Source organism: Micromonospora sp. NPDC047812, from assembly GCF_040704175.1.
In the GTDB taxonomy this organism is placed as follows: Bacteria; Actinomycetota; Actinomycetes; order Mycobacteriales; family Micromonosporaceae; genus Micromonospora.
Window position 1 is genome coordinate 62,679 of sequence record NZ_JBEYRY010000015.1, and the last position, 18,247, is coordinate 80,925.

The 18,247-nt window shown below is 74.0% G+C and carries 20 protein-coding genes; 16 read left to right on the forward strand and 4 right to left on the reverse strand.

The genetic code is table 11. The features are described from left to right. Positions 1-236: 236 nt before the first annotated feature. From hrcA to AB0883_RS29310, 3 genes are all read left to right on the forward strand, one after another. Positions 237-1,259, forward strand: a complete 1,023-nt coding sequence (gene hrcA / locus AB0883_RS29300) for a heat-inducible transcriptional repressor HrcA (protein ID WP_366644526.1) — start codon at positions 237-239, stop codon at positions 1,257-1,259. A 73-nt stretch (positions 1,260-1,332) separates the two neighbouring features. Then, a complete protein-coding gene (gene dnaJ / locus AB0883_RS29305; RefSeq protein WP_192581261.1) occupies positions 1,333-2,478 on the forward strand; it encodes a molecular chaperone DnaJ in 1,146 nt (381 codons plus the stop codon). A gap of 48 nt (positions 2,479-2,526) precedes the next feature. Then, on the forward strand, positions 2,527-3,261 hold the full coding sequence (locus tag AB0883_RS29310) for a 16S rRNA (uracil(1498)-N(3))-methyltransferase (RefSeq protein ID WP_366644527.1): 735 nt from the start codon (positions 2,527-2,529) through the stop codon (positions 3,259-3,261). Positions 3,262-3,277: 16 nt separating this feature from the next. Here AB0883_RS29310 and AB0883_RS29315 read toward each other — a convergent pair whose 3' ends face one another. Further along, positions 3,278-4,039 (reverse strand): SDR family oxidoreductase, encoded by a 762-nt coding sequence (locus AB0883_RS29315; RefSeq protein WP_366644528.1) that lies wholly within the window; start codon positions 4,037-4,039, stop codon positions 3,278-3,280. Between the two features lie 95 nt (positions 4,040-4,134). Between AB0883_RS29315 and AB0883_RS29320 the strand changes: the two genes are divergently transcribed. The 8 genes from AB0883_RS29320 to AB0883_RS29355 all read left to right on the forward strand — a co-directional run bounded on the left by AB0883_RS29320 (position 4,135) and on the right by AB0883_RS29355 (position 11,678). Beyond that, positions 4,135-4,494 (forward strand): histidine triad nucleotide-binding protein, encoded by a 360-nt coding sequence (locus tag AB0883_RS29320; protein ID WP_357871942.1) that lies wholly within the window; start codon positions 4,135-4,137, stop codon positions 4,492-4,494. After that, the gene (locus AB0883_RS29325; RefSeq protein WP_366644529.1) at positions 4,491-5,867 is read left to right on the forward strand and encodes a serine hydrolase domain-containing protein; all 1,377 of its coding nucleotides are present in this window, start codon (positions 4,491-4,493) and stop codon (positions 5,865-5,867) included. The genes AB0883_RS29320 and AB0883_RS29325 overlap by 4 nt, the downstream gene beginning before the upstream one ends. Positions 5,868-6,085: 218 nt before the next feature. After that, on the forward strand, positions 6,086-7,141 hold the full coding sequence (locus AB0883_RS29330) for a PhoH family protein (protein ID WP_311413805.1): 1,056 nt from the start codon (positions 6,086-6,088) through the stop codon (positions 7,139-7,141). A 15-nt stretch (positions 7,142-7,156) separates the two neighbouring features. Beyond that, complete coding sequence (ybeY, locus tag AB0883_RS29335) at positions 7,157-7,630, forward strand: rRNA maturation RNase YbeY (protein ID WP_210837561.1); 474 nt, start codon at positions 7,157-7,159, stop codon at positions 7,628-7,630. Continuing rightward, complete coding sequence (locus AB0883_RS29340) at positions 7,606-9,018, forward strand: hemolysin family protein (RefSeq protein WP_366644551.1); 1,413 nt, start codon at positions 7,606-7,608, stop codon at positions 9,016-9,018. Before ybeY ends, AB0883_RS29340 begins: the two co-directional genes overlap by 25 nt. After that, positions 9,011-9,397: a cytidine deaminase gene (locus tag AB0883_RS29345; protein WP_101412356.1), complete on the forward strand. Its 387-nt coding sequence runs from the start codon at positions 9,011-9,013 to the stop codon at positions 9,395-9,397. Before AB0883_RS29340 ends, AB0883_RS29345 begins: the two co-directional genes overlap by 8 nt. Then, a complete protein-coding gene (era, locus tag AB0883_RS29350; protein WP_366644530.1) occupies positions 9,394-10,290 on the forward strand; it encodes a GTPase Era in 897 nt (298 codons plus the stop codon). The genes AB0883_RS29345 and era overlap by 4 nt, the downstream gene beginning before the upstream one ends. A gap of 176 nt (positions 10,291-10,466) precedes the next feature. Beyond that, entirely contained in the window at positions 10,467-11,678 is a 1,212-nt protein-coding gene (locus tag AB0883_RS29355) for an acyltransferase family protein (protein ID WP_366644531.1), read from the forward strand. Here the strand turns inward: AB0883_RS29355 and AB0883_RS29360 are convergent. Next, a complete protein-coding gene (locus AB0883_RS29360) occupies positions 11,665-12,495 on the reverse strand; it encodes a DUF4097 family beta strand repeat-containing protein (protein ID WP_366644532.1) in 831 nt (276 codons plus the stop codon). The genes AB0883_RS29355 and AB0883_RS29360 overlap by 14 nt on opposite strands. 100 nt (positions 12,496-12,595) lie before the next feature. Here AB0883_RS29360 and recO point away from each other — a divergent pair, with 100 nt between their 5' ends. The 4 genes from recO to AB0883_RS29380 all read left to right on the forward strand — a co-directional run bounded on the left by recO (position 12,596) and on the right by AB0883_RS29380 (position 14,952). Next, entirely contained in the window at positions 12,596-13,438 is an 843-nt protein-coding gene (recO, locus tag AB0883_RS29365; RefSeq protein WP_366644533.1) for a DNA repair protein RecO, read from the forward strand. Between the two features lie 8 nt (positions 13,439-13,446). Beyond that, complete coding sequence (locus tag AB0883_RS29370; RefSeq protein WP_366644534.1) at positions 13,447-14,250, forward strand: isoprenyl transferase; 804 nt, start codon at positions 13,447-13,449, stop codon at positions 14,248-14,250. Positions 14,251-14,314: 64 nt separating this feature from the next. After that, a complete protein-coding gene (locus AB0883_RS29375) occupies positions 14,315-14,500 on the forward strand; it encodes a hypothetical protein (RefSeq protein WP_366644535.1) in 186 nt (61 codons plus the stop codon). Positions 14,501-14,730: 230 nt separating this feature from the next. Continuing rightward, positions 14,731-14,952: a thioredoxin reductase gene (locus tag AB0883_RS29380; protein WP_366644536.1), complete on the forward strand. Its 222-nt coding sequence runs from the start codon at positions 14,731-14,733 to the stop codon at positions 14,950-14,952. A gap of 193 nt (positions 14,953-15,145) precedes the next feature. Here AB0883_RS29380 and gndA read toward each other — a convergent pair whose 3' ends face one another. After that, entirely contained in the window at positions 15,146-16,588 is a 1,443-nt protein-coding gene (gndA, locus tag AB0883_RS29385) for an NADP-dependent phosphogluconate dehydrogenase (protein WP_366644537.1), read from the reverse strand. Positions 16,589-17,048: 460 nt separating this feature from the next. Here gndA and AB0883_RS29390 point away from each other — a divergent pair, with 460 nt between their 5' ends. Next, the gene (locus AB0883_RS29390; RefSeq protein ID WP_366644538.1) at positions 17,049-17,285 is read left to right on the forward strand and encodes a hypothetical protein; all 237 of its coding nucleotides are present in this window, start codon (positions 17,049-17,051) and stop codon (positions 17,283-17,285) included. Positions 17,286-17,437: 152 nt separating this feature from the next. Here AB0883_RS29390 and AB0883_RS29395 read toward each other — a convergent pair whose 3' ends face one another. Further along, entirely contained in the window at positions 17,438-18,238 is an 801-nt protein-coding gene (locus AB0883_RS29395) for an energy-coupling factor transporter transmembrane component T (RefSeq protein ID WP_366644539.1), read from the reverse strand. Between the last annotated feature and the right edge of the window lie 9 nt (positions 18,239-18,247).

The window sequence follows — 18,247 nt, forward strand, 5'->3', positions numbered from 1 at the left end:
GGAGGTCACGGTAGGGGCAGCCGGCAAGGCGGCACCAGCGTGACACCGGCGTGGGACGACCGGTCCCCGGGCCCGTCCGGCGGGCCCGCACGGTCGCCGATCGGACTGATCGCCCCAGGTCGATCATCGCGCCGGCGGCCCCGCCGACGTAGACTGGCACTCGCTACAGTCGAGTGCCAGCAGCCCGCCCCGGCCCCCCGCGTGCCGGGGCCGACGTGCGACAGGAGGTGGGGAGAATGGGTCTCGACGACCGCAAGCTCGCCGTACTGCGCGCGATCGTCGAGGACTACGTCGCCACGCAGGAGCCCGTCGGCAGCAAGGCGCTGGTCGAGCGGCACCAGCTGGGGGTCTCACCGGCGACCGTCCGCAACGACATGGCCGTGCTGGAGGAGGAGGGCTACATCCGCCAGCCGCACACCAGCGCCGGCCGGGTGCCCACCGACCGGGGCTACCGGCTCTTCGTGGACCGGCTGTCCCGGGTGAAGCCGCTCAGCCCGGCCGAGCGCCGGGCGATCGAGCGTTTCCTGGTCGGCGCCGTCGACCTCGACGACGTGGTGCACCGCACCGTCCGGCTGCTGGCGCAACTGACCCGGCAGGTCGCCGTGGTGCAGTACCCGAGCCTGGCCCGCTCCTCGGTGCGCCACCTGGAGCTGGTGCCGATCTCCACCACCCGGCTGATGCTGGTCATGATCGCCGACACCGGCCGGGTCGAGCAGCGGCTGGTCGAGCTGCCCGCGCCGATCCCCGCCGACGACGTCACGGACCTGCGCCGGCTGGTCAACGAGAAGCTGGTCGGCACCCGGCTGTCGGAGACCCCGCCGCTGGTGCAGGCGCTGGTCGAGGAGTCGCTGCCGCACCTGCGGCCGGCGATGACCACCCTCTCCACCGTGCTGCTGGAAACGCTGATCGAGCGGCACGAGGAGCGGATCGCGCTGGCCGGCACGGCCAACCTCACCCGCGGTGGCCTGCTCGACTTCCAGGGCTCCCTGCGTCCCATCCTGGAGGCGCTGGAGGAGGAGGTCGTCATGCTCAAGCTCATCGGCGAGGCGGAGCCGAGCACGACGCGGGTGCTGATCGGCGACGAGAACGAGATCGACAACCTGCGCGCCGCCTCGGTGGTCAGCACCGGCTACGGGCCGGGCACGACCAGCGTAGGCGGCCTCGGCGTGCTGGGGCCGACCCGGATGGACTACCCCGGCACCATCGCCACGGTGCGGGCCGTGGCACGCTACGTGGGCGAGCTGCTGGCCCAGAACTGACCAGTCAGGGCCGACGGCCGGCTCCGGCCGCCGACCGGCGCAACGCGAGACGAACATGAGGACACGGAACGCAGTGGCCAGGGACTACTACGGCATTCTCGGGGTGAGCCGGGAAGCCTCCGACGACGAGATCAAGCGCGCCTACCGCAAGTTGGCGCGGCAGTTCCACCCGGACGTGAATCCGGATCCGGAGGCACAGGAGAAGTTCAAGGACATCAACGCCGCGTACGAGGTCCTCTCGGACGACCGGAAACGGCAGATCGTCGACCTGGGCGGCGACCCGCTCGCCCCCGGCGGCGGGGGTGCGGGTGGCCCGGGCGGCCCCGGCGGCGCCGGGCCGTTCGTCGGCTTCCAGGACATCATGGACGCGTTCTTCGGCGGCGCGGCCGGCGGTTCGCGGGGCCCGCGACCGCGGACCCGGCCCGGCGCGGACGCGATCCTGCGGCTGGAGCTGGACCTGCACGAGACCGCGTTCGGCGTCGAGGCGCCGATCACCGTCGACACCGCCGTGCTCTGCACCACCTGCTCGGGCGCCGGCACGGCGGCCGGCACCCACCTGGCCACCTGTGAGGCGTGCGCCGGGCGGGGCGAGGTGCAGTCCGTGCAGCGCACCTTCCTCGGTCAGGTGGTCTCCGCCCGGCCGTGCACGGTCTGCCAGGGGTACGGCACCACCATCCCGCACCCGTGCCCGACCTGCGCCGGCGACGGCCGCGTCCGCACCCGACGTTCGCTGACCGTCAAGATCCCGGCCGGTGTCGAGGACGGCATGCGCATCCGCCTCGCCCAGCAGGGCGAGGTCGGCCCGGGCGGCGGCACGGCCGGCGACCTCTACGTGGAGATCCACGAGCGGCCGCACGACGTCTACTCCCGCAAGGGCGACGACCTGCACTGCCGGGTCACGGTGCCGATGACCGCGGCGGCCCTCGGCACCCGGCTGACCATCAAGACGCTGGACAGCGAGGAGACGGTCGACGTCAAGGCCGGCACCCAGCCGGGCAGCACCCTGCGGCTGCGCGCCCGGGGCGTGCCGCACCTGCGCGGCACCGGCCGGGGCGACCTCTACGTCCACCTCGACGTGCGTACCCCCACCAAGCTCGACGCCGACCAGGAGAAGATGCTGCGCGACTTCGCCAAGACCCGGGGCGAGGAGGTCGCCGAGCTCACCAAGCAGGGCGGCTTCTTCTCCCGGATGCGCGACGCCTTCAACGGCCACGCCTGACCCGGCCTGACCGCCCCGGCGCCCGCCGGGGCGGCTAGCCTGATCGTCGTGTCCGCGCCGCTGTTCCTGGTCGAGTCGCTGCCCACCGTCGACCAGCTCACCCTGGGCGGCCCCGAGGGGCACCACGCCGCCACCGTGCAACGGCTGCGCGTCGGCGAGGAACTGCTGCTCGCCGACGGCCGGGGCGGCACCGCGTCCGCGGTGATCACGGCCGTCGGCAAGGGCACCCTCGTCCTCGAGGTCACCTCCCGGGGGTACGTCGACGCGTCCGTCCCCCGCCTCGTGGTGGTGCAGGGCATCGCCAAGGGCGACCGGGGCGAGCTGGCCGTGCAGGCGATGACCGAGGTCGGGGTGGACGAGATCGTGCCCTGGGCGGCGTCCCGCTCGGTGGCGCAGTGGCGCGGCGACCGGGGCGTACGGGCACGGGAGAAGTGGGTCGCCACGGCCCGGGAGGCGGCGAAGCAGGCCCGCCGGTCGTGGCTGCCGGTGGTGGCCGGCGCACCCGACGAGTCCACCGCGACGGTGGCCCGCCGGATCGCCGGCGCCGCCGCGGCGTTCGTCCTGCACGAGGAGGCGGGTGAGCGGCTGACCACCGTCGAGCTGCCCGCCGCCGGTGAGATCGTGCTGGTGGTGGGGCCGGAGGGCGGCATCGCCGACGCCGAGCTGACCGCCTTCACCGAGGTCGGCGCCCGCCCGGTGCGCCTGGGGCCCTCGGTGCTGCGTACGTCCACCGCCGGCGTGGCCGCCCTAGCGGTCCTCGCCACCCGCCTGGCTCACTGGTGACCCGCCGTCCGGGGGGTTAGGTGCGGAGGTAGGACGCGCCGTTGAGGTCGACGATGGTGCCGGAGGCCCACTCCGCCTGCGGGGAGGCGAGCCAGTGCACGGCGGCGGCGATCTCCTCGGGGCGGGCCACCCGGTTGAACGGGCTCTGCGCCCGGATCGCGGCCCCCCGATCCCCGCTCAGGTGCCCGGTGGTCATGTTTGTCTCGACGAAGCCCGGGGCGACCGTGGCGACCGTGATGCCGTACGGGGCGAGGGCCACCGCCAGCGACTGCCCCAGGGCGTTCAGCCCCGCCTTGCTCGCCCCGTACGCCGGCTGCTCCGGCTCGCCCCGGAAGGCCCCCCGGGAGGAGACGTTGACGATCCGGCCGCCCCGGTCGCGCATGTGCTGCGCGGCGCACCAGATGACGTTGCCCGCGCCGGTCAGGTTGGTCTCCAGCACCTGCCGCCACCGTGCGCGCCACTGCTCGTAGGAGGCGCCGAAGACCGGGTGCGGGGCGTCCCGCTCGCCGTACACCCCGGCGTTGTTGACCAGCACGTCGAGCCCGCCGAGCAGGTCGGCGGCCTGATCCACCATGGCCCGTACGGCATCCGGGTCGGTGAGGTCGGCGCGGACCACCACGTGCCCCTCGCCGGGCAGTTCGGCGCGTAGCCGCTCGGCCAGCTCCGCCGAGTCCCGGTGGTGGATCGCCACCCGGTCGCCGCCTGCCGCGAACGCGGTCGCCACCGCCCGCCCGATGCCGCGCGAGGCCCCCGTCACCAGTACCGCCCGTGAAGTCACGCCGGCCATCATGCCGGGCCGGCCCGGTGCGTCGTGGAGAAGGGTCCCCACCGCGGCGCGGGCGTCGACGGGGTGCCCTTCCTTACACTGCCCGGATGGGAACCGACTGCCTGTTCTGCCGGATCGTCGCCGGGGAGATTCCGGCCACGATCGTCCGGGAAACCGCCACCACGCTCGCCTTCCGTGACATCGGCCCGAAGGCGCCGGTGCACGTGCTGGTCATCCCGAAGGAGCACTACGCCGACGTGGCGACGCTCGCCCAGGGCGATCCCGCGCTGGCCGGGGAGGTCCTCGCCACGGCTGCCGCGGTGGCCGAGGACGAGGGGCTGCTCGGCGACGGCTTCCGGCTGATGTTCAACACCGGCGCGTACGGCGGTCAGGAGGTCTTCCACGTGCACGCGCACGTGCTCGGCGGGGCGCCACTGGGCCCGATGCTGGCCCGGAACCTCGCGTGACGCCGATCGGCGACCGCCTGTCCCGGCTGGTGCGCACGGTCCAGGCCCAGGCCCGGGTGCCGGCGGTGTCGGCGGCCCTGCACCGCGCGGACCGTCCGCTCTGGACGTGCGCCGTCGGTGGGACCGGCAACGACACCGAGCTGGGGCCGGGCACCCGGTTCCGGATCGGGTCGGTCACGAAGACGTTCACCGCCGTGCTGACGCTCCAGTGCCGCGACGACGGCCTGCTGGACCTGGACGACCCGCTGGGTCGGCACCTGGACCTGCCGGCGCACGGCGAGTTGACGGTGCGTCGGCTGCTGTCGCACACCGCCGGCCTGCAACGCGAGCCGTACGGCGACGTCTGGGACACCCTGCGCACGCCGGACGTCGACGGGCTGGTCGCCGACCTGGCCCGGACCGAGCGGGTGCTGCCCCCGGGCCGCCGCTTCCACTACTCGAACCTGGGCATGGCGCTGCTCGGCCGGCTCGTCGGCCACCTGCGTGGCGGCACCTGGGCGGAGGTGCTCGGCGAGCGGGTGCTGACCCCGCTGGGGCTGGCCGGGACCTCGACGACGCCCGGGCCGCACGCCGCGACGGGGTTCCTGGTCGACGCCTACTCCGACGAGGCGCACCCCGAGCCGCCGACCGACTTCGGGGCGCTCGGTCCGGCGGCGCAGCTGTGGAGCACCGCCTCCGACATGGCCCGCTGGGCGGCCTTCCTCGCCGACCCGGCGGCGCTGGACCCGGCCGGCGCCGTGCTCGCCCCGGCCACGCTCGACGAGATGCGCTGGCCGGCGACGGTCACCGACGAGACGCTCTGGGCCGGCGGCTTCGGGCTGGGGCTGATCCTGGTGCCGCAGGGCGAGCGGATCATGCACGTCGGCCACGACGGCGCGATGCCCGGATTCCTGGCCGGCGTCTACGGCCGGCGGGGCGGGGAGGGCACCCCCGGCGCGATGGGGGTCGCGGTGCTCGGCTCCTCCGGCACCGCCGGCGAGGTCCTCGACCTGCCGCACCGGCTGCTGGCCGCCGCGGCCGAGCACGATCCCGCCGACGTCACGCCGTGGCAGCCGGGCCCGCCCGCCCCGGAGGGCGTACGCGGGCTGCTCGGCCGCTGGTGGGGAGAGGGTTTCGAGTACGTCTTCTCCTGGCACGACGGCGAGCTGCGGGCCCGGGGCGCCGACGACCCGGCCGGCAAGCCGCCGTCGGTCTTCGTCCCGCTGCCGGAGCGGCCGGACGTGTTCCGCACGGTCTCCGGCCGGGAGGCGGGGGAGCTGCTCCGGCTGACCCGGGACGAGCACGGCTCGGTGGTCCTGATGCACTGGGCGACCTACCGGTTCACCCGGCACCAGGAGACCTTCGAGCGCTACGACTTCCGCGCCGGCTCCTGACGGGCGCGCGTGACCGGACGGGCCGGGGCCGAGGAGCCGCCCCGTCCGGTCCGCCCCCGCCGCGGACGGGGTGACCGGTCCGCTCGTGCCCCACGCGCGGAAATGGGCAGGGTGCCACCGCTGTTGGAAAGATAAGATGGCAGGAACGTCAGCGCGTCGCGCCAGCAGGCCGGCGCCGAGATCGAGAGCAGGTGGCGCAGGGCCCCTCGGCCCGACCTATGACCGGCACCCCACCTCCCGGCCCGCCCCGGGTGCAGACCAGGATCACCGTCCCGGATTCCAAGATCATGGTCAACCTGCTCGGCGCGGGTGACGAGATCCTGCGACTGGTCGAGCGCTCGGTCGACAGCGACGTGCACGTCCGGGGCAACGAGATCACCATCACCGGCGCCCCCGCGGACAACGCCCTCGCCGAGCGGATCTTCAGCGAGCTGCTGGAACTCATCGAGAAAGGCGAGACCCTGACCACTGACGCCGTCCGGCGTACCGTCGGCATGCTCGAGCAGGGCGGCGCCGAGCGGCCCGCCGAGGTCCTGACGCTCAACATCCTCTCCCGGCGCGGCCGCACCATCCGTCCCAAGACGCTGGGGCAGAAGCGCTACGTCGACGCGATCGACGCGCACACCATCGTCTTCGGCATCGGCCCCGCCGGCACCGGCAAGACCTACCTGGCGATGGCGAAGGCCGTCCAGGCGTTGCAGGCCAAGCAGGTCAACCGGATCATCCTGACCCGGCCGGCGGTCGAGGCGGGGGAGCGGCTCGGCTTCCTGCCCGGCACGCTCAACGAGAAGATCGACCCCTATCTGCGCCCGCTCTACGACGCGCTGCACGACATGCTCGACCCGGATTCCATCCCCAAGCTCATGGCGGCGGGCACGATCGAGGTCGCGCCGCTGGCGTACATGCGGGGGCGTACCCTCAACGACGCGTTCATCATCCTCGACGAGGCACAGAACACCACGCCCGAGCAGATGAAGATGTTCCTCACCCGGCTCGGCTTCAATTCCAAGATCGTCGTCACCGGTGACGTCACCCAGGTGGACCTCCCCGGCGGCACGACCAGCGGCCTGCGGGTGGTCCGGGAGATCCTGGAGAACGTCGAGGACGTGCACTTCGCCGAACTCTCCAGCTCCGACGTGGTCCGCCACCGGCTGGTCGGGGAGATCGTCGACGCGTACGCCCGCTGGGACGAGCGGGAGAACCAGCAGGCGCAGAGCGTGCACGCCGTGCCGGGGCGGTCCGCCCAGGGCGGCCGGGCCGGCCGGCGCCGCTAGACCGAGGGAAGACTGTTGTCCATCGAGATCGCCAACGAGTCGGGTGTCGACGTCGACACCGACGCCGTGCTCGCCGTGGCCCGGCACGCCCTCGACGAGATGGGGGTCAACCCCCTCGCCGAGCTCTCCGTGCTGCTGGTCGACATCGACTACATGACCGAGCTCAACCACCGGTGGATGGGCGGCGACGGCCCGACCGACGTGCTCGCCTTCCCCATGGACGAGGGCAGCGTCGACCACGGGCCCGGCGAGACGTCCGCCGCCGGCGGCGAGCCCGCCCTGCTCGGCGACATCGTGCTCTGCCCGGAGGTGGCGGCCAAGCAGGCGGCCACCGCCGGTCACACCGCCGCCGACGAGCTGCACCTGCTCACCGTGCACGGCGTGCTGCACCTGCTCGGCTACGACCACGCCGAGCCGGAGGAGGAGCGGGAGATGTTCGCCCTCCAGGCCCGGCTGCTGGCGAGCTGGCGGTCGACCCGGTCCCGGTGATGACCACCCCGACACTGGCGGCCGGCGCCACCGGCCTGCCCGACCTGCAACTGCTGGTCTTCGCGGCCGGCCTGGTGGTGCTGGCCGGCCTCATCGCCATGACCGAGGCGGCGCTCGCCGCGGTCTCGCCCGCCCGCGCCGCCGAGCTGGCCCGTGACGGCGCGCGGGGCGCGCGGACGCTCCAGGCCGTCGCCGGGGACGTGGTGCGCCACCTCAACCTCCTGCTCCTGCTGCGGCTGCTCGCCGAGCTGACCGCCACCACCCTGGTGGCGCTGGTCGCGGTGGACACCTTCGGCGCGGGCTGGCGCGCGGCACTGATCACCGCCGGCGCGATGACCGTGATCAGCTTCGTGGTGGTCGGGGTCGGCCCCCGGACCATCGGCCGGCAGCACGCGTACGTGGTCGGGCGTTCCGTCGCCCCGCTGGTCCGCTGGCTGGGCCGGGCGCTCAACCCGCTCGCCTCGCTGCTGATCCTGATCGGCAACGCGGTCACCCCGGGCCGGGGCTTCCGGGAGGGTCCGTTCGCCACCCAGGTGGAGCTGCGCGAGCTGGTCGACCTGGCCGAGCAGCGCGGCGTCGTGGAGCACGGCGAGCGGCAGATGATCCACTCGGTCTTCGCGCTCGGCGACACCATCGCCCGGGAGGTGATGGTGCCGCGTACCGAGATGGTGTGGATCGAGGAGCGCAAGACGCTCTCCCAGGCGTTGGCGCTCTTCCTGCGCTCCGGCTTCTCCCGGATCCCGGTCATCGGCGAGAGCGTCGACGACGTGCTCGGCGTGCTCTACCTCAAGGACCTGATCCGGCGTACCCAGGGCGGCGCCCCGGAGGACCGGCAGCTCCCGGTCGCCGAGCTGATGCGCCCCGCCACCTTCGTGCCCGAGTCCAAGCCGGTCGACGACCTGCTCTCGGAGATGCAGGCCGCCCGCAACCACCTGGTCATCGTCGTCGACGAGTACGGCGGCACCGGCGGGCTGGTCACCATCGAGGACATCCTGGAGGAGATCGTCGGTGAGATCACCGACGAGTACGATGTCGAGCGCCCGCCGGTCGAGCATCTCGACGACGGGGCGGTGCGGGTCACCGCGCGGCTCCCGGTGGAGGACCTGGGCGAGCTGTTCGACACCGACCTGCCCACCGACGAGGTGGAGACCGTGGGCGGCCTGCTCGCCCAGTCCCTGGGCCGGGTCCCGATCCCCGGGGCACAGGTCGAGGTCGCCGGGCTCCAGCTGATCGCCGAGGGCACCACCGGCCGGCGCAACCGGATCGACACCGTGCTGGTGAGCCGTGCGGAGTCGACCGACACACAGAACGGCCCGGGCCGTGGCGAGCACGCCGAGCCCCGGGACGACACGAACCGATCCGAGGAGAGGCAACCCGCCGATGCCTGAGTCACCCGCCGTACCGGCCGCCCGGCCCACCCCGTCCGACCCGGTCGAGCTGAGCGCCGAGGACGGCAAGCTGGTCGTCCTGGCGCGGGGCGCGCGTGGCCGGGTGGGCGCCGTGGAGGGCGCGGCGGTCCGCGACCAGGACGGTCGGACGTACGCCGCGGCCAGCGTCTCGCTGCCCTCGTTGACGATCACCGCGCTCCAGCTCGCGGTGGCGTCCGCGGTGGCGGCCGGCGCGACGCGGCTGGAGGCCGCCGTGGTGGTCACCGAGGCGTCGACGCTGGACGGGGCGGGGCACGCGGCGGTACGCGACCTCGCCGCGGACGCGCCGATCCACGTGGCTGCCCCGGACGGCTCCGTCCTGGGCACGGTGGTCGAGTGAGCGATCTCCAGCCGCGCCCCTACCGGGCCGGATTCGCCTGTTTCGTCGGCCGGCCGAACGCCGGCAAGTCGACGCTGACCAACGCGATCGTCGGGCAGAAGATCGCCATCACCTCGAACAAGCCGCAGACGACCCGGCACATCATCCGGGCCGTCCTGCACCGCCCGGAGTCCCAGCTCGTGCTGGTCGACACTCCGGGCCTGCACCGCCCCCGTACGCTGCTCGGCGAGCGCCTCAACGACCTGGTCCGGCAGACCTGGAGCGAGGTCGACGTGATCGGCCTCTGCATCCCGGCGGACGAGCCGATCGGGCGCGGCGACCGGTTCATCACCGGCGAGCTGGCCGAGCTGAAGGCCACCGTGCTGGCGGTGGTCACGAAGACCGACCTGGTGGACCGCAAGCGGCTGGCCGAGCAGTTGCTCGCGGTCAGCGAGCTGGGCGAGTTCGCCGAGGTGGTGCCGGTCAGCGCGGTCTCCGGGCACCAGGTCGACGTCCTGGTCGACGTGATGACCGGCTACCTGCCCGAGTCGCCGCAGCTCTACCCGGACGACATGCTCACCGACGACCCGGAGCAGGTGCTGGTCGCCGAGCTGATCCGCGAGGCCGCCCTGGAGGGCGTCCGCGACGAGCTGCCGCACTCCATCGCGGTGGTCGTCGAGGAGATGGTCCCCGAGGGCCGGCTCATGAAGATCTACGCCGACGTGTACGTCGAGCGGCCCAGCCAGAAGGCGATCGTGATCGGCCACCGGGCGAGCCGGCTCAAGCACGTCGGCACCACCGCCCGCCGGCAGATCGAGGAGCTGCTCGGCACCCGGGTCTACCTCGACCTGCACGTCCGGGTGGCCAAGGACTGGCAGCGGGATCCGAAACAGCTGCGCAAGCTGGGCTTCTGACACCGGGGGCCGGGACGCGCCGCGTCCCGGCCCCCGAGCCCGTCCGGCGCGCGATCGGTATCGGTCGGACGTATGGAAGATGTCACCTTCTGGTGGGTTCCCTTCTGTTTGGCGTGCTCGGCCCGGAGGGTAGGGGATAGGACAGCCCCCGTATCCCCGGACATAGATGCAGGCTGATGCGAAACCGATACCTGGACCTGCTCCGCTTCCTGGCCATCGTTCGAGTCGTCGTCTACCACGTCACCGGTTGGGCCACGCTGACCCTCGTCTTCCCGGCGATGTCGGTGATGTTCGCGCTCGCCGGCTCGCTGATGGCGGCCTCACTGCACCGGTGGGGACCGGGGGCGGTCGTACGCCGGTTGCGGCGCCTGCTGCCGTCGCTGTGGGTGCTCGCCGCCGTCTTCGTACCCGCCATGCTGCTCACCGGGTTGCCGCTGAGCCCGCGGGTGCTGCTCTGGCTCTTCCCCATCGCCGACCCGCCGGCCAACGGCTGGGGCGCGATCGCGCTCAGCGTGATCTGGTACCTGCGCGACTACCTCTGGTTCGTGCTCGCCTCGCCGGTGGCCCTCTGGCTGTTCCGGCGCGCCCCGGTGCCCACCCTGATCGCCCCGTACGCCCTGCTGGCGGCGGCCGAACTGGGCCTGCTCCCGGCGCTGCCGGTGGCGCTGCACCAGTTCGGGCTCTACTTCGGGGCCTGGCTGCTCGGCTTCGCCCACCAGGCCGGCATGCTGCGCCGCCTGACCCACCGGGTGCTGGTGCCGGTGGCGCTGGCCCTCGCCTCGGCCGGCGCGGCCTGGATCGTCACCCACCCCGGACCGCGCGGGTACGACCTGAACGACAACCCGCTGGGCAACGCCCTCTGGTCGGCGGCCTTCGTCCTCGTGCTGCTCGGCCGGGGGCCCGCGAGCGCGCCCTGGGTGGATCTCAGCGCCGCGTTCGGCCGGGTGGTGACCGTGTTCAACCGGCGGGCGCTCACCGTCTACCTGTGGCACATGCCGTTCGTGGTGGCGCTGACCCCGCTGGTCGACGTGGTGGGCTGGTCGCACCAGGACCCGCTCGGCCTGGCGATCCGGGTGGCGCTGGTCTTCGCGCTGGTCGCGCTGGTGACCGCCCTGGTCGGCTGGGTGGAGGACGTGGCGGCCCGCAGGCCGCCGGAGCTGGTCCCCGGCCGCGCCCGCCCCGCCCCGGCCACCGTGCGCCCGCCCGCCGCCGGCAGGGTCGGCGAACCGGCCACCGTGCACGCCTCCGCCGCCGGCAGGGTCGGCGAACCGGCCACCGGTCGCCCGGCCGCCGCCGGGACGGTCGACGGACCGGTCACCGGGCGGGCGGCGGTGCCGGCGCCCCGCGCCGTGCGGGAGCCGGAGACCGTCGAGATCAGCGCTGGGTGACCGTCACGTTGCCGCTGCCGGTGGAGAGGTCGAGCACCAGCGTAGCGGACGGGTCGTCGGTCACGCCCAGTTCGGCGTCGCCGCTGTCGGTGCTGGAGCGGACCCGGTAGCGGCCCGCCGGCACGACCAGCTCGACGTTCCCGCTGGAGGCGTGCACCCGCGCCGAGGCGGGCGTCGTCAGGTCGACGGTGATGTCGCCGGAGCCGGTTTCGGCGTCCACCCCGCCGTCGAGGCGGTGCCCGGTGATGTCGCCGGAGGAGGTGCGCAGCGTGACCGCGGCGGCGACCTCGTCGACCTCGACGTTGCCCGAGCCGGTCTGCGCGCGGACGGGACCGCCGGCACCGGCCACCTGGATGTTGCCGGAGCCGGTCTCCGCGCGGACGGGGCCGCTGGAGGCGGTCACCCGGATGTTGCCCGAGCCGAGCCGCATCTCCACCGGGCCCACCCTGCTCAGGTCGACGTCACCGGAGCCGGTCTCGCCCTTCACGCTCACCCCGTCCGGGGCGGTGACCTCGTAGGAGACGCTGCACCGGGAGCCGCAGTCGGTGTCCAGCACCAGTTCGGTGCCCTTGATCTCGTACGTCGCGTCGGGTTGGCCGCCCTGGTAGCGCACCACCCGCTTGATCCGCACCTCGTCCTGCGCCCCGATGGCGCGGACGGTCACGTCGCCGGCCCCCGGCAGCACCCGGATGCTGTTGATCCGGACCGCCTCGGTGTTGTCGTAGTCGAGCCGGCGGAAGGACAGGTTGTCGCACCCGGCGGCGACGATCAGGGTGGTGGCCGCGGCGAGCGCGGCGGCGGTGCGGTGCAGAGCCATGCGAGCACGCTACGAGGCGAGGCCCGCCCCACGCATCGGGGTTCCGCGCGCGGACACCCCGAGCTGACCCTGATTCCGCACCCCGAGAGAGAATGGTCCGATGGCCGGGTACCGCCGACAGCTCTACCGCGACGACGCGGTGGTCCTGCGCGTGCAGAAGCTCGGCGAGTCCGACCGGATCATCACCCTGCTCACCCGCCGGCACGGCCGGCTGCGCGCGGTGGCCCGGGGAGTCCGCCGCACCACCAGCAAGTTCGGTGCCCGGCTGGAGCCGTTCGGCCACGTCGACCTCCAGCTCGCCGGCGACCCCAAGGGCAACCACGGCAGCTCGCTGCACACGGTCAGCCAGGTCGAGGGCATCGACCTCTACGGCAAGCGGTTCCTCGGCGACTATTCCCGCTACACGGCCGCCAGCGCGATCGCCGAGACCGCCGAGCGGCTCACCCCCGTCGAACGGGAGCCGTCGCTGCGGCTGTTCCAGCTCACCCTGGGCGCGCTGCGGGCGCTCGCCGAGGGCAGCCACGCCACCACCCTGGTGCTCGACGCGTACCTGCTGCGGGGCATGACGCTGGCCGGTTGGGCGCCGGCGCTGACCGCCTGCGCCGTCTGCGGCACGCCGGGGCGGCACCGTGCGTTCTCCGTACCGGCCGGGGGCGCGGTCTGCCCGGACTGCCGGCCGCCCGGCGCGGCCCATCCCGCCCCGGCCACCATCGACCTGATGTCCGCGCTGACCAGCGGCGACTGGCGGGTCGCCGACGCCACCGAGACCGGCGTACGCCGGGAGTGCAGCGGCCTGGTCGCGGCACACCTGCAGTGGCACCTGGAGCGCGCGCTACGCTCGCTGCCGCTGGTCGACCGGGGCACCCCGGCGGCCGGCCCGGTCCCGCCGCCGCGTGCCAGCGGGGCCGGCGCGGACGGCGTGAACAGGGGGAAGACCGAGTGATCCGATCGATGAGGGCCGGGCGTCGCGAGCCCGTGCCGCCGACACCGCACCCGTCGGGCGCCCGACCGCCGGCGCTGCCCGCCGACGCGGTGCCGAAGCACGTCGCCGTGGTGATGGACGGCAACGGCCGGTGGGCCAAGGATCGCGGGCTGCCCCGCACCAAGGGCCACGAGGCGGGGGAGTTCTCCCTCTTCGACACGATCGAGGGCGCCATCGAGCTGGGCATCCCCTACCTGTCGGCGTACGCCTTCTCCACCGAGAACTGGCGGCGCTCGCCCGACGAGGTCCGGTTCCTGATGGGCTTCAACCGGGACGTCATCCGCCGCCGCCGCGACCAGCTGGTCGACCTGGGGGTGCGGGTGGTCTGGTCCGGCCGGGCCGGCCGGCTCTGGAAGAGCGTCATCTCCGAGTTGCAGACGGCGGAGGAGATGTCCCGGGGCAACTCGACGCTGACCCTCCAGTTCTGCGTCAACTACGGCGGTCAGGCCGAGATCGCCGACGCCGCCGCCGCCATCGCCCGCGACGTGGCGGCGGGCCGGCTGGACCCGGAGAAGGTCAACGAGAAGACCGTCGCGAAGTACCTCTACCACCCGGAGATCCCCGAGGTCGACCTGTTCCTGCGTCCCTCCGGCGAGGAGCGGATCTCGAACTTCCTGCTCTGGCAGACCGCGTACGCCGAGCTGATCTTCCTCGACACGCTCTGGCCCGACTTCGACCGCCGCCACCTCTGGTACGCCTGCGAGCTGTACGCGCAGCGGGACCGGCGCTTCGGCGGCGCGCTGCCCAACCCGGTCGCCCCGCCGCCCGCCTGAGGCTTACCGCCCGGTCGTACGGGGTACCACGGTGGTCAGCAGCCACCGACGGAGGTGAACCCACATGATCCAGAAGCGTATTGCCCAGTGGGCGATGATGGCCGTCGCCGTGCCGTTGGCGGCGGCGGGCGCGCGCCGGCTCAGCCACACGATGGAGGCCCGCCGCGGCCCGACCGGGGTGAGCCGCCTGCTCACCAAGGGCGCCGACATGCTCCGCCCGCAGAAGGCGAAGCGTCGCCGCTTCTTCTGACCGATTCACCTGACCGTGACCTGACCCGAACCCCCGACCCGCTCGCCGATCATGCAGTCGTGGTGCCCCGCGAAAGCGCCGCACCGGGGCGTTCCGCCCACCGAAAGTGCATGATCGACTCGCGGGTCGGGGGTTCGGGGTTTCGGGGGTGGGTCAGGGGCGGGGTGGCTAGGGTCGGGGTGAGCCTGGGGTTCCGGGTGGTCGCGGCGAGCATCGGGGGTGGTCGCGGGATGTCGGATCTTCGGGACAAGATGATCGTGGCGTTGGACGGCGCCGACCTCGGTGACCCGGTCCGTGCGCGGGTGGCCGAGATCTGTGCCGGGGTCGCCGAGCAGCACTGCCGGGAACTCGGCCACGCGGCGCAGCCTCGCTCCGGGGAGATCGGCGAGCTGGCCAGCGGCGATCCGGCGCTCACCTGGGCGCCCACCGAGACCGGGCAGCGGGCCTGGTGACGGCCCCCGCGCCGGTCTGGCCCGAGAACGGGGCGGCGGGGCCCGAGCGACGGCCTGTGGTGTGGTGACCGCCCCCTCGCCGGTCGAGAGCCCGCAACGCCACGGAGTGGGAAGCGCCGGCCGCGCGGGTGCGCGAGCTGGCGCCCGGGAGACGCACGCCGCCGTCGCCTGACGCCCACGGACTCGGGCGGGGTCAGGCCTCGATCTCGGTGCGGTCGGTGGGCCAGCGGGTGTGGAAGGTGCCCTCGCGGTCCACGCGCTGGTAGGTGTGCGCCCCGAAGTTGTCCCGCAGCGCCTGGATCAGGGCGGCCGGCAGCCGTTGGGCGCGCAGCGCGTCGAAGTACGCCAGCGACGAGGCGAACGCGGGGACGGGCACCCCGGCCCGGGCGGCCTCGGCCACCACCCGCCGCCAGCTCGGCACGCCGTCGTTCACGGTGTCCGCGAACCACGGCGCCACCAGCAGCGTCGGCAGGTCGGGCCGCTCGTCGTACGCTTGGCGGATGCGGTCGAGGAAGCGGGCCCGGATGATGCAGCCGCCCCGCCAGATCGTCGCGGTGCCGCCCAGGTCGATGCCCCAGTCGTACTCCCGGGAGCCGGCGCGGATGTGGTCGAAGCCCTGCGCGTAGGCCACGATCTTCGAGGCGAGCAGGGCGCGGCGGACGTCCTCGACGAAGGCGTCGGAGTCCTCGACCCGCCAGGTCGCGCCCGCGTCCGGGAACGCCCGGCGGGCCGCCTCGCGCTGGTCGGCGTGCCCGGAGAGCGACCGGGCGAAGGTCGCCTCGGCGATGCCGGTGATGGGGACGCCCAGGTCGAGGGCGCTCTGCACCGTCCAGCGGCCGGTGCCCTTCTGCTCGGCGCGATCCAGCACGACGTCCACGAACGCCCGACCGGTGGCCGCGTCGGTGTGCGCCAGTACGTCCGCGGTGATCTCGATCAGGAAGGACTCCAGCTCCCCGGCGTTCCACCCGCGGAAGATCTCCGCGATCTCCGCCGGCTCCGCGCCCAGTCCGGCCCGCAGCAGGTCGTACGCCTCGGCGATGAGCTGCATGTCGGCGTACTCGATGCCGTTGTGCACCATCTTGACGAAGTGCCCGGCGCCGTCCGGCCCGATGTGCCGGCAGCACGGCACCCCGTCCACCTGGGCGGCGATCCGCTCGAAGATCGGACCGAGCGTGCGGTACGACTCCGCGGATCCGCCCGGCATGATGCTCGGGCCGCGCAGGGCGCCCTCCTCGCCACCGGAGACGCCGGTGCCGACGAAGTGCAGGCCGTGGGCCCGCAGCGCCTCCTCCCGCCGACGGGTGTCGGCGAAGTGCGCGTTGCCGCAGTCCACGACGATGTCGCCGGCGTCGAGCAGCGGGACCAGCTCGTCGACCACGGCGTCGGTGGGCCCGCCCGCCTTGACCATCACGATGACCGCCCGGGGCCGCTCCAGCGACGCGACGAAGTCGGTCATCGACTCGGCGGGCACGAAGGTCCCCTCGTCCCCGTGCTCCGCCACGAGGCTGCGGGTGCGCTCGGGCGAGCGGTTGTGCACCGCCACGGTGAAGCCGTTTCGGGCCAGGTTGCGGGCCAGGTTCCGGCCCATCACCGCCAGCCCGGTCACGCCGATCCGTGCCGTCGCCCGCCCGGCCATCCGTCCGCCCCTCCGCCGTCGACACCCGCCTGTGCGACCGTATCGCGGGCGGGGCGGCCCGGAGGCCGTGTCGGGCAGCCGTCACCACCGGGTGGGGGTCGAGCCGAGGGACGCGGGGCTGGCCGCCGGTCCGCCGGTCCGCCTCCGCCGGGCGCGACCGGCCGCCCGCGGGCGCCGCCGGTAATTAGGCTGCGCGCGAGCGGTCGGGCGGCTAGCGTGTGGGCATGCGCAACTGACGCCCCACTTCCGAGCCGACCCGCCGCTGTCTCGCCGCGGGTCCGCGTGCTCCCGGGCGTCCGCATTCCGCACCTGCCGTCGAGGCGGCGGTGCCCCTCGTGGTCAATCCCGGGCAGCAGTCCCGATCCCGCCCGACCGTCGCGCGACGGTCGCCGAACGAGGCGGGCCCCGGTCACCGGACGTCGTTCCGGTGCGGCAGGCCCGCAGACCGAGGAGGCACCGGATGCCAGCCAGGCGCAACCCGAAGAAGTCCCGTACCACCGTCCCCACGCCGCCCGTCGCGGACCTGACGCCCGTCAACCTCGACGAGGTGGCGGTCGCGCCGGTCGTGCCGGTGCTGCCGGTCGACCGGCCCGCCGCGCCGAAGGCCGGTCCGCCGGTCTCCGGCGCCGGCCGTTCCGGCGCGCTGCGCGGCCAGAAGGCCGGGCAGGCCCGCCGGTACGCCTTCCGGCGCAGCTGACGGTGCCGGCCGGGTGGAGCCGTCGTCACCGGCGTCTCCACCCGGTCCGTCCACGCTCGGCCATCCGGCCCGGCGACTCGGCAGGGCCCGTCCACGCTCGGCCATCCGGCCCGGCGACTCCGCCCGGTCCGTCCGCCGATCAACGGACGCCGTCAGCCGATCAACGGGCGGAAGGTGCCGAGCAGCACGCTGACGGTCAGCGCGGCCCCGGCGAGCACCGCCGCGCCGGCGATCAACAGGCCGTCGGCGGCGACGAAGCGCTGTCGCCGGGCGACGGTGCGTGGGACGCCGGCGTCGAAGCCCCGGGCGTCCATCGCCACGGCCAGCCGGGTGCCCCGGCGGATCGCCCCGACGAGCAGCGCGAAGGCCGTCGACACGAACAGCCGCAGCTTCGCCAGCGGGTTGCGGCCGGCCTCGACCCCCCGGGCGCGACGGGCCATGGAGATCATCTGCCACTCCTGCCCCAGCAGCGGCACGAGCCGGAACGCGGCCAACGCCCCGATGGCGAACCGGGCCGGCGCCTTCGCGTTCTGGATCAGCGCGTCCGCCAGGTCGGTCGGGTCGGTGGTGGCGAAGACGATCACGCCGGGCAGCGCCACCGCGAACATGCGCAGCACCAGGCCGAGCGCGGTGAGCAGCACCCCGGAGGTGACCACCACCGGGCCGGCCTCGACCAGCACCCGGCCGGAGCGTTCGGCCGCGAAGAGCACCAGCGTCACCACCACGCCGACCGCGCCGACGAGCAGCGGCCAGGCCCGCTGCGCCAGCACCCGCAGGCGTACCCCGAACAGCGGCAGCAGGGCCAGCTCGACGGCGATCGCGATGGCCGGGGCCACCGGATCCAGGGTGGCGATCAGGATGAACGAGAACACCAGCGCCGCGGCGAGCTTGGCCACCGGGTTGCGCCGGGCCAGCAACGCCTCCGGCGCGGCGACCGGCTCGAAACTGATCACGCCCGCTCC

Excerpts from the sequence above, each read along its gene's own strand:
- AB0883_RS29360 (WP_366644532.1), bottom strand. The coding sequence starts at position 12,495 with ATGGCTCTGCACCGCACCGCCGCCGCGCTCGCCGCGGCCACCACCCTG.
- recO (WP_366644533.1), top strand. The coding sequence starts at position 12,596 with ATGGCCGGGTACCGCCGACAGCTCTACCGCGACGACGCGGTGGTCCTG.
- AB0883_RS29380 (WP_366644536.1), top strand. The coding sequence starts at position 14,731 with ATGTCGGATCTTCGGGACAAGATGATCGTGGCGTTGGACGGCGCCGAC.
- AB0883_RS29345 (WP_101412356.1), top strand. The coding sequence starts at position 9,011 with ATGCCTGAGTCACCCGCCGTACCGGCCGCCCGGCCCACCCCGTCCGAC.
- AB0883_RS29390 (WP_366644538.1), top strand. The coding sequence starts at position 17,049 with ATGCCAGCCAGGCGCAACCCGAAGAAGTCCCGTACCACCGTCCCCACG.
- AB0883_RS29330 (WP_311413805.1), top strand. The coding sequence starts at position 6,086 with ATGACCGGCACCCCACCTCCCGGCCCGCCCCGGGTGCAGACCAGGATC.
- AB0883_RS29370 (WP_366644534.1), top strand. The coding sequence starts at position 13,447 with ATGAGGGCCGGGCGTCGCGAGCCCGTGCCGCCGACACCGCACCCGTCG.
- AB0883_RS29375 (WP_366644535.1), top strand. The coding sequence starts at position 14,315 with ATGATCCAGAAGCGTATTGCCCAGTGGGCGATGATGGCCGTCGCCGTG.
- AB0883_RS29320 (WP_357871942.1), top strand. The coding sequence starts at position 4,135 with ATGGGAACCGACTGCCTGTTCTGCCGGATCGTCGCCGGGGAGATTCCG.
- AB0883_RS29355 (WP_366644531.1), top strand. The coding sequence starts at position 10,467 with ATGCGAAACCGATACCTGGACCTGCTCCGCTTCCTGGCCATCGTTCGA.
- gndA (WP_366644537.1), bottom strand. The coding sequence starts at position 16,588 with ATGGCCGGGCGGGCGACGGCACGGATCGGCGTGACCGGGCTGGCGGTG.
- hrcA (WP_366644526.1), top strand. The coding sequence starts at position 237 with ATGGGTCTCGACGACCGCAAGCTCGCCGTACTGCGCGCGATCGTCGAG.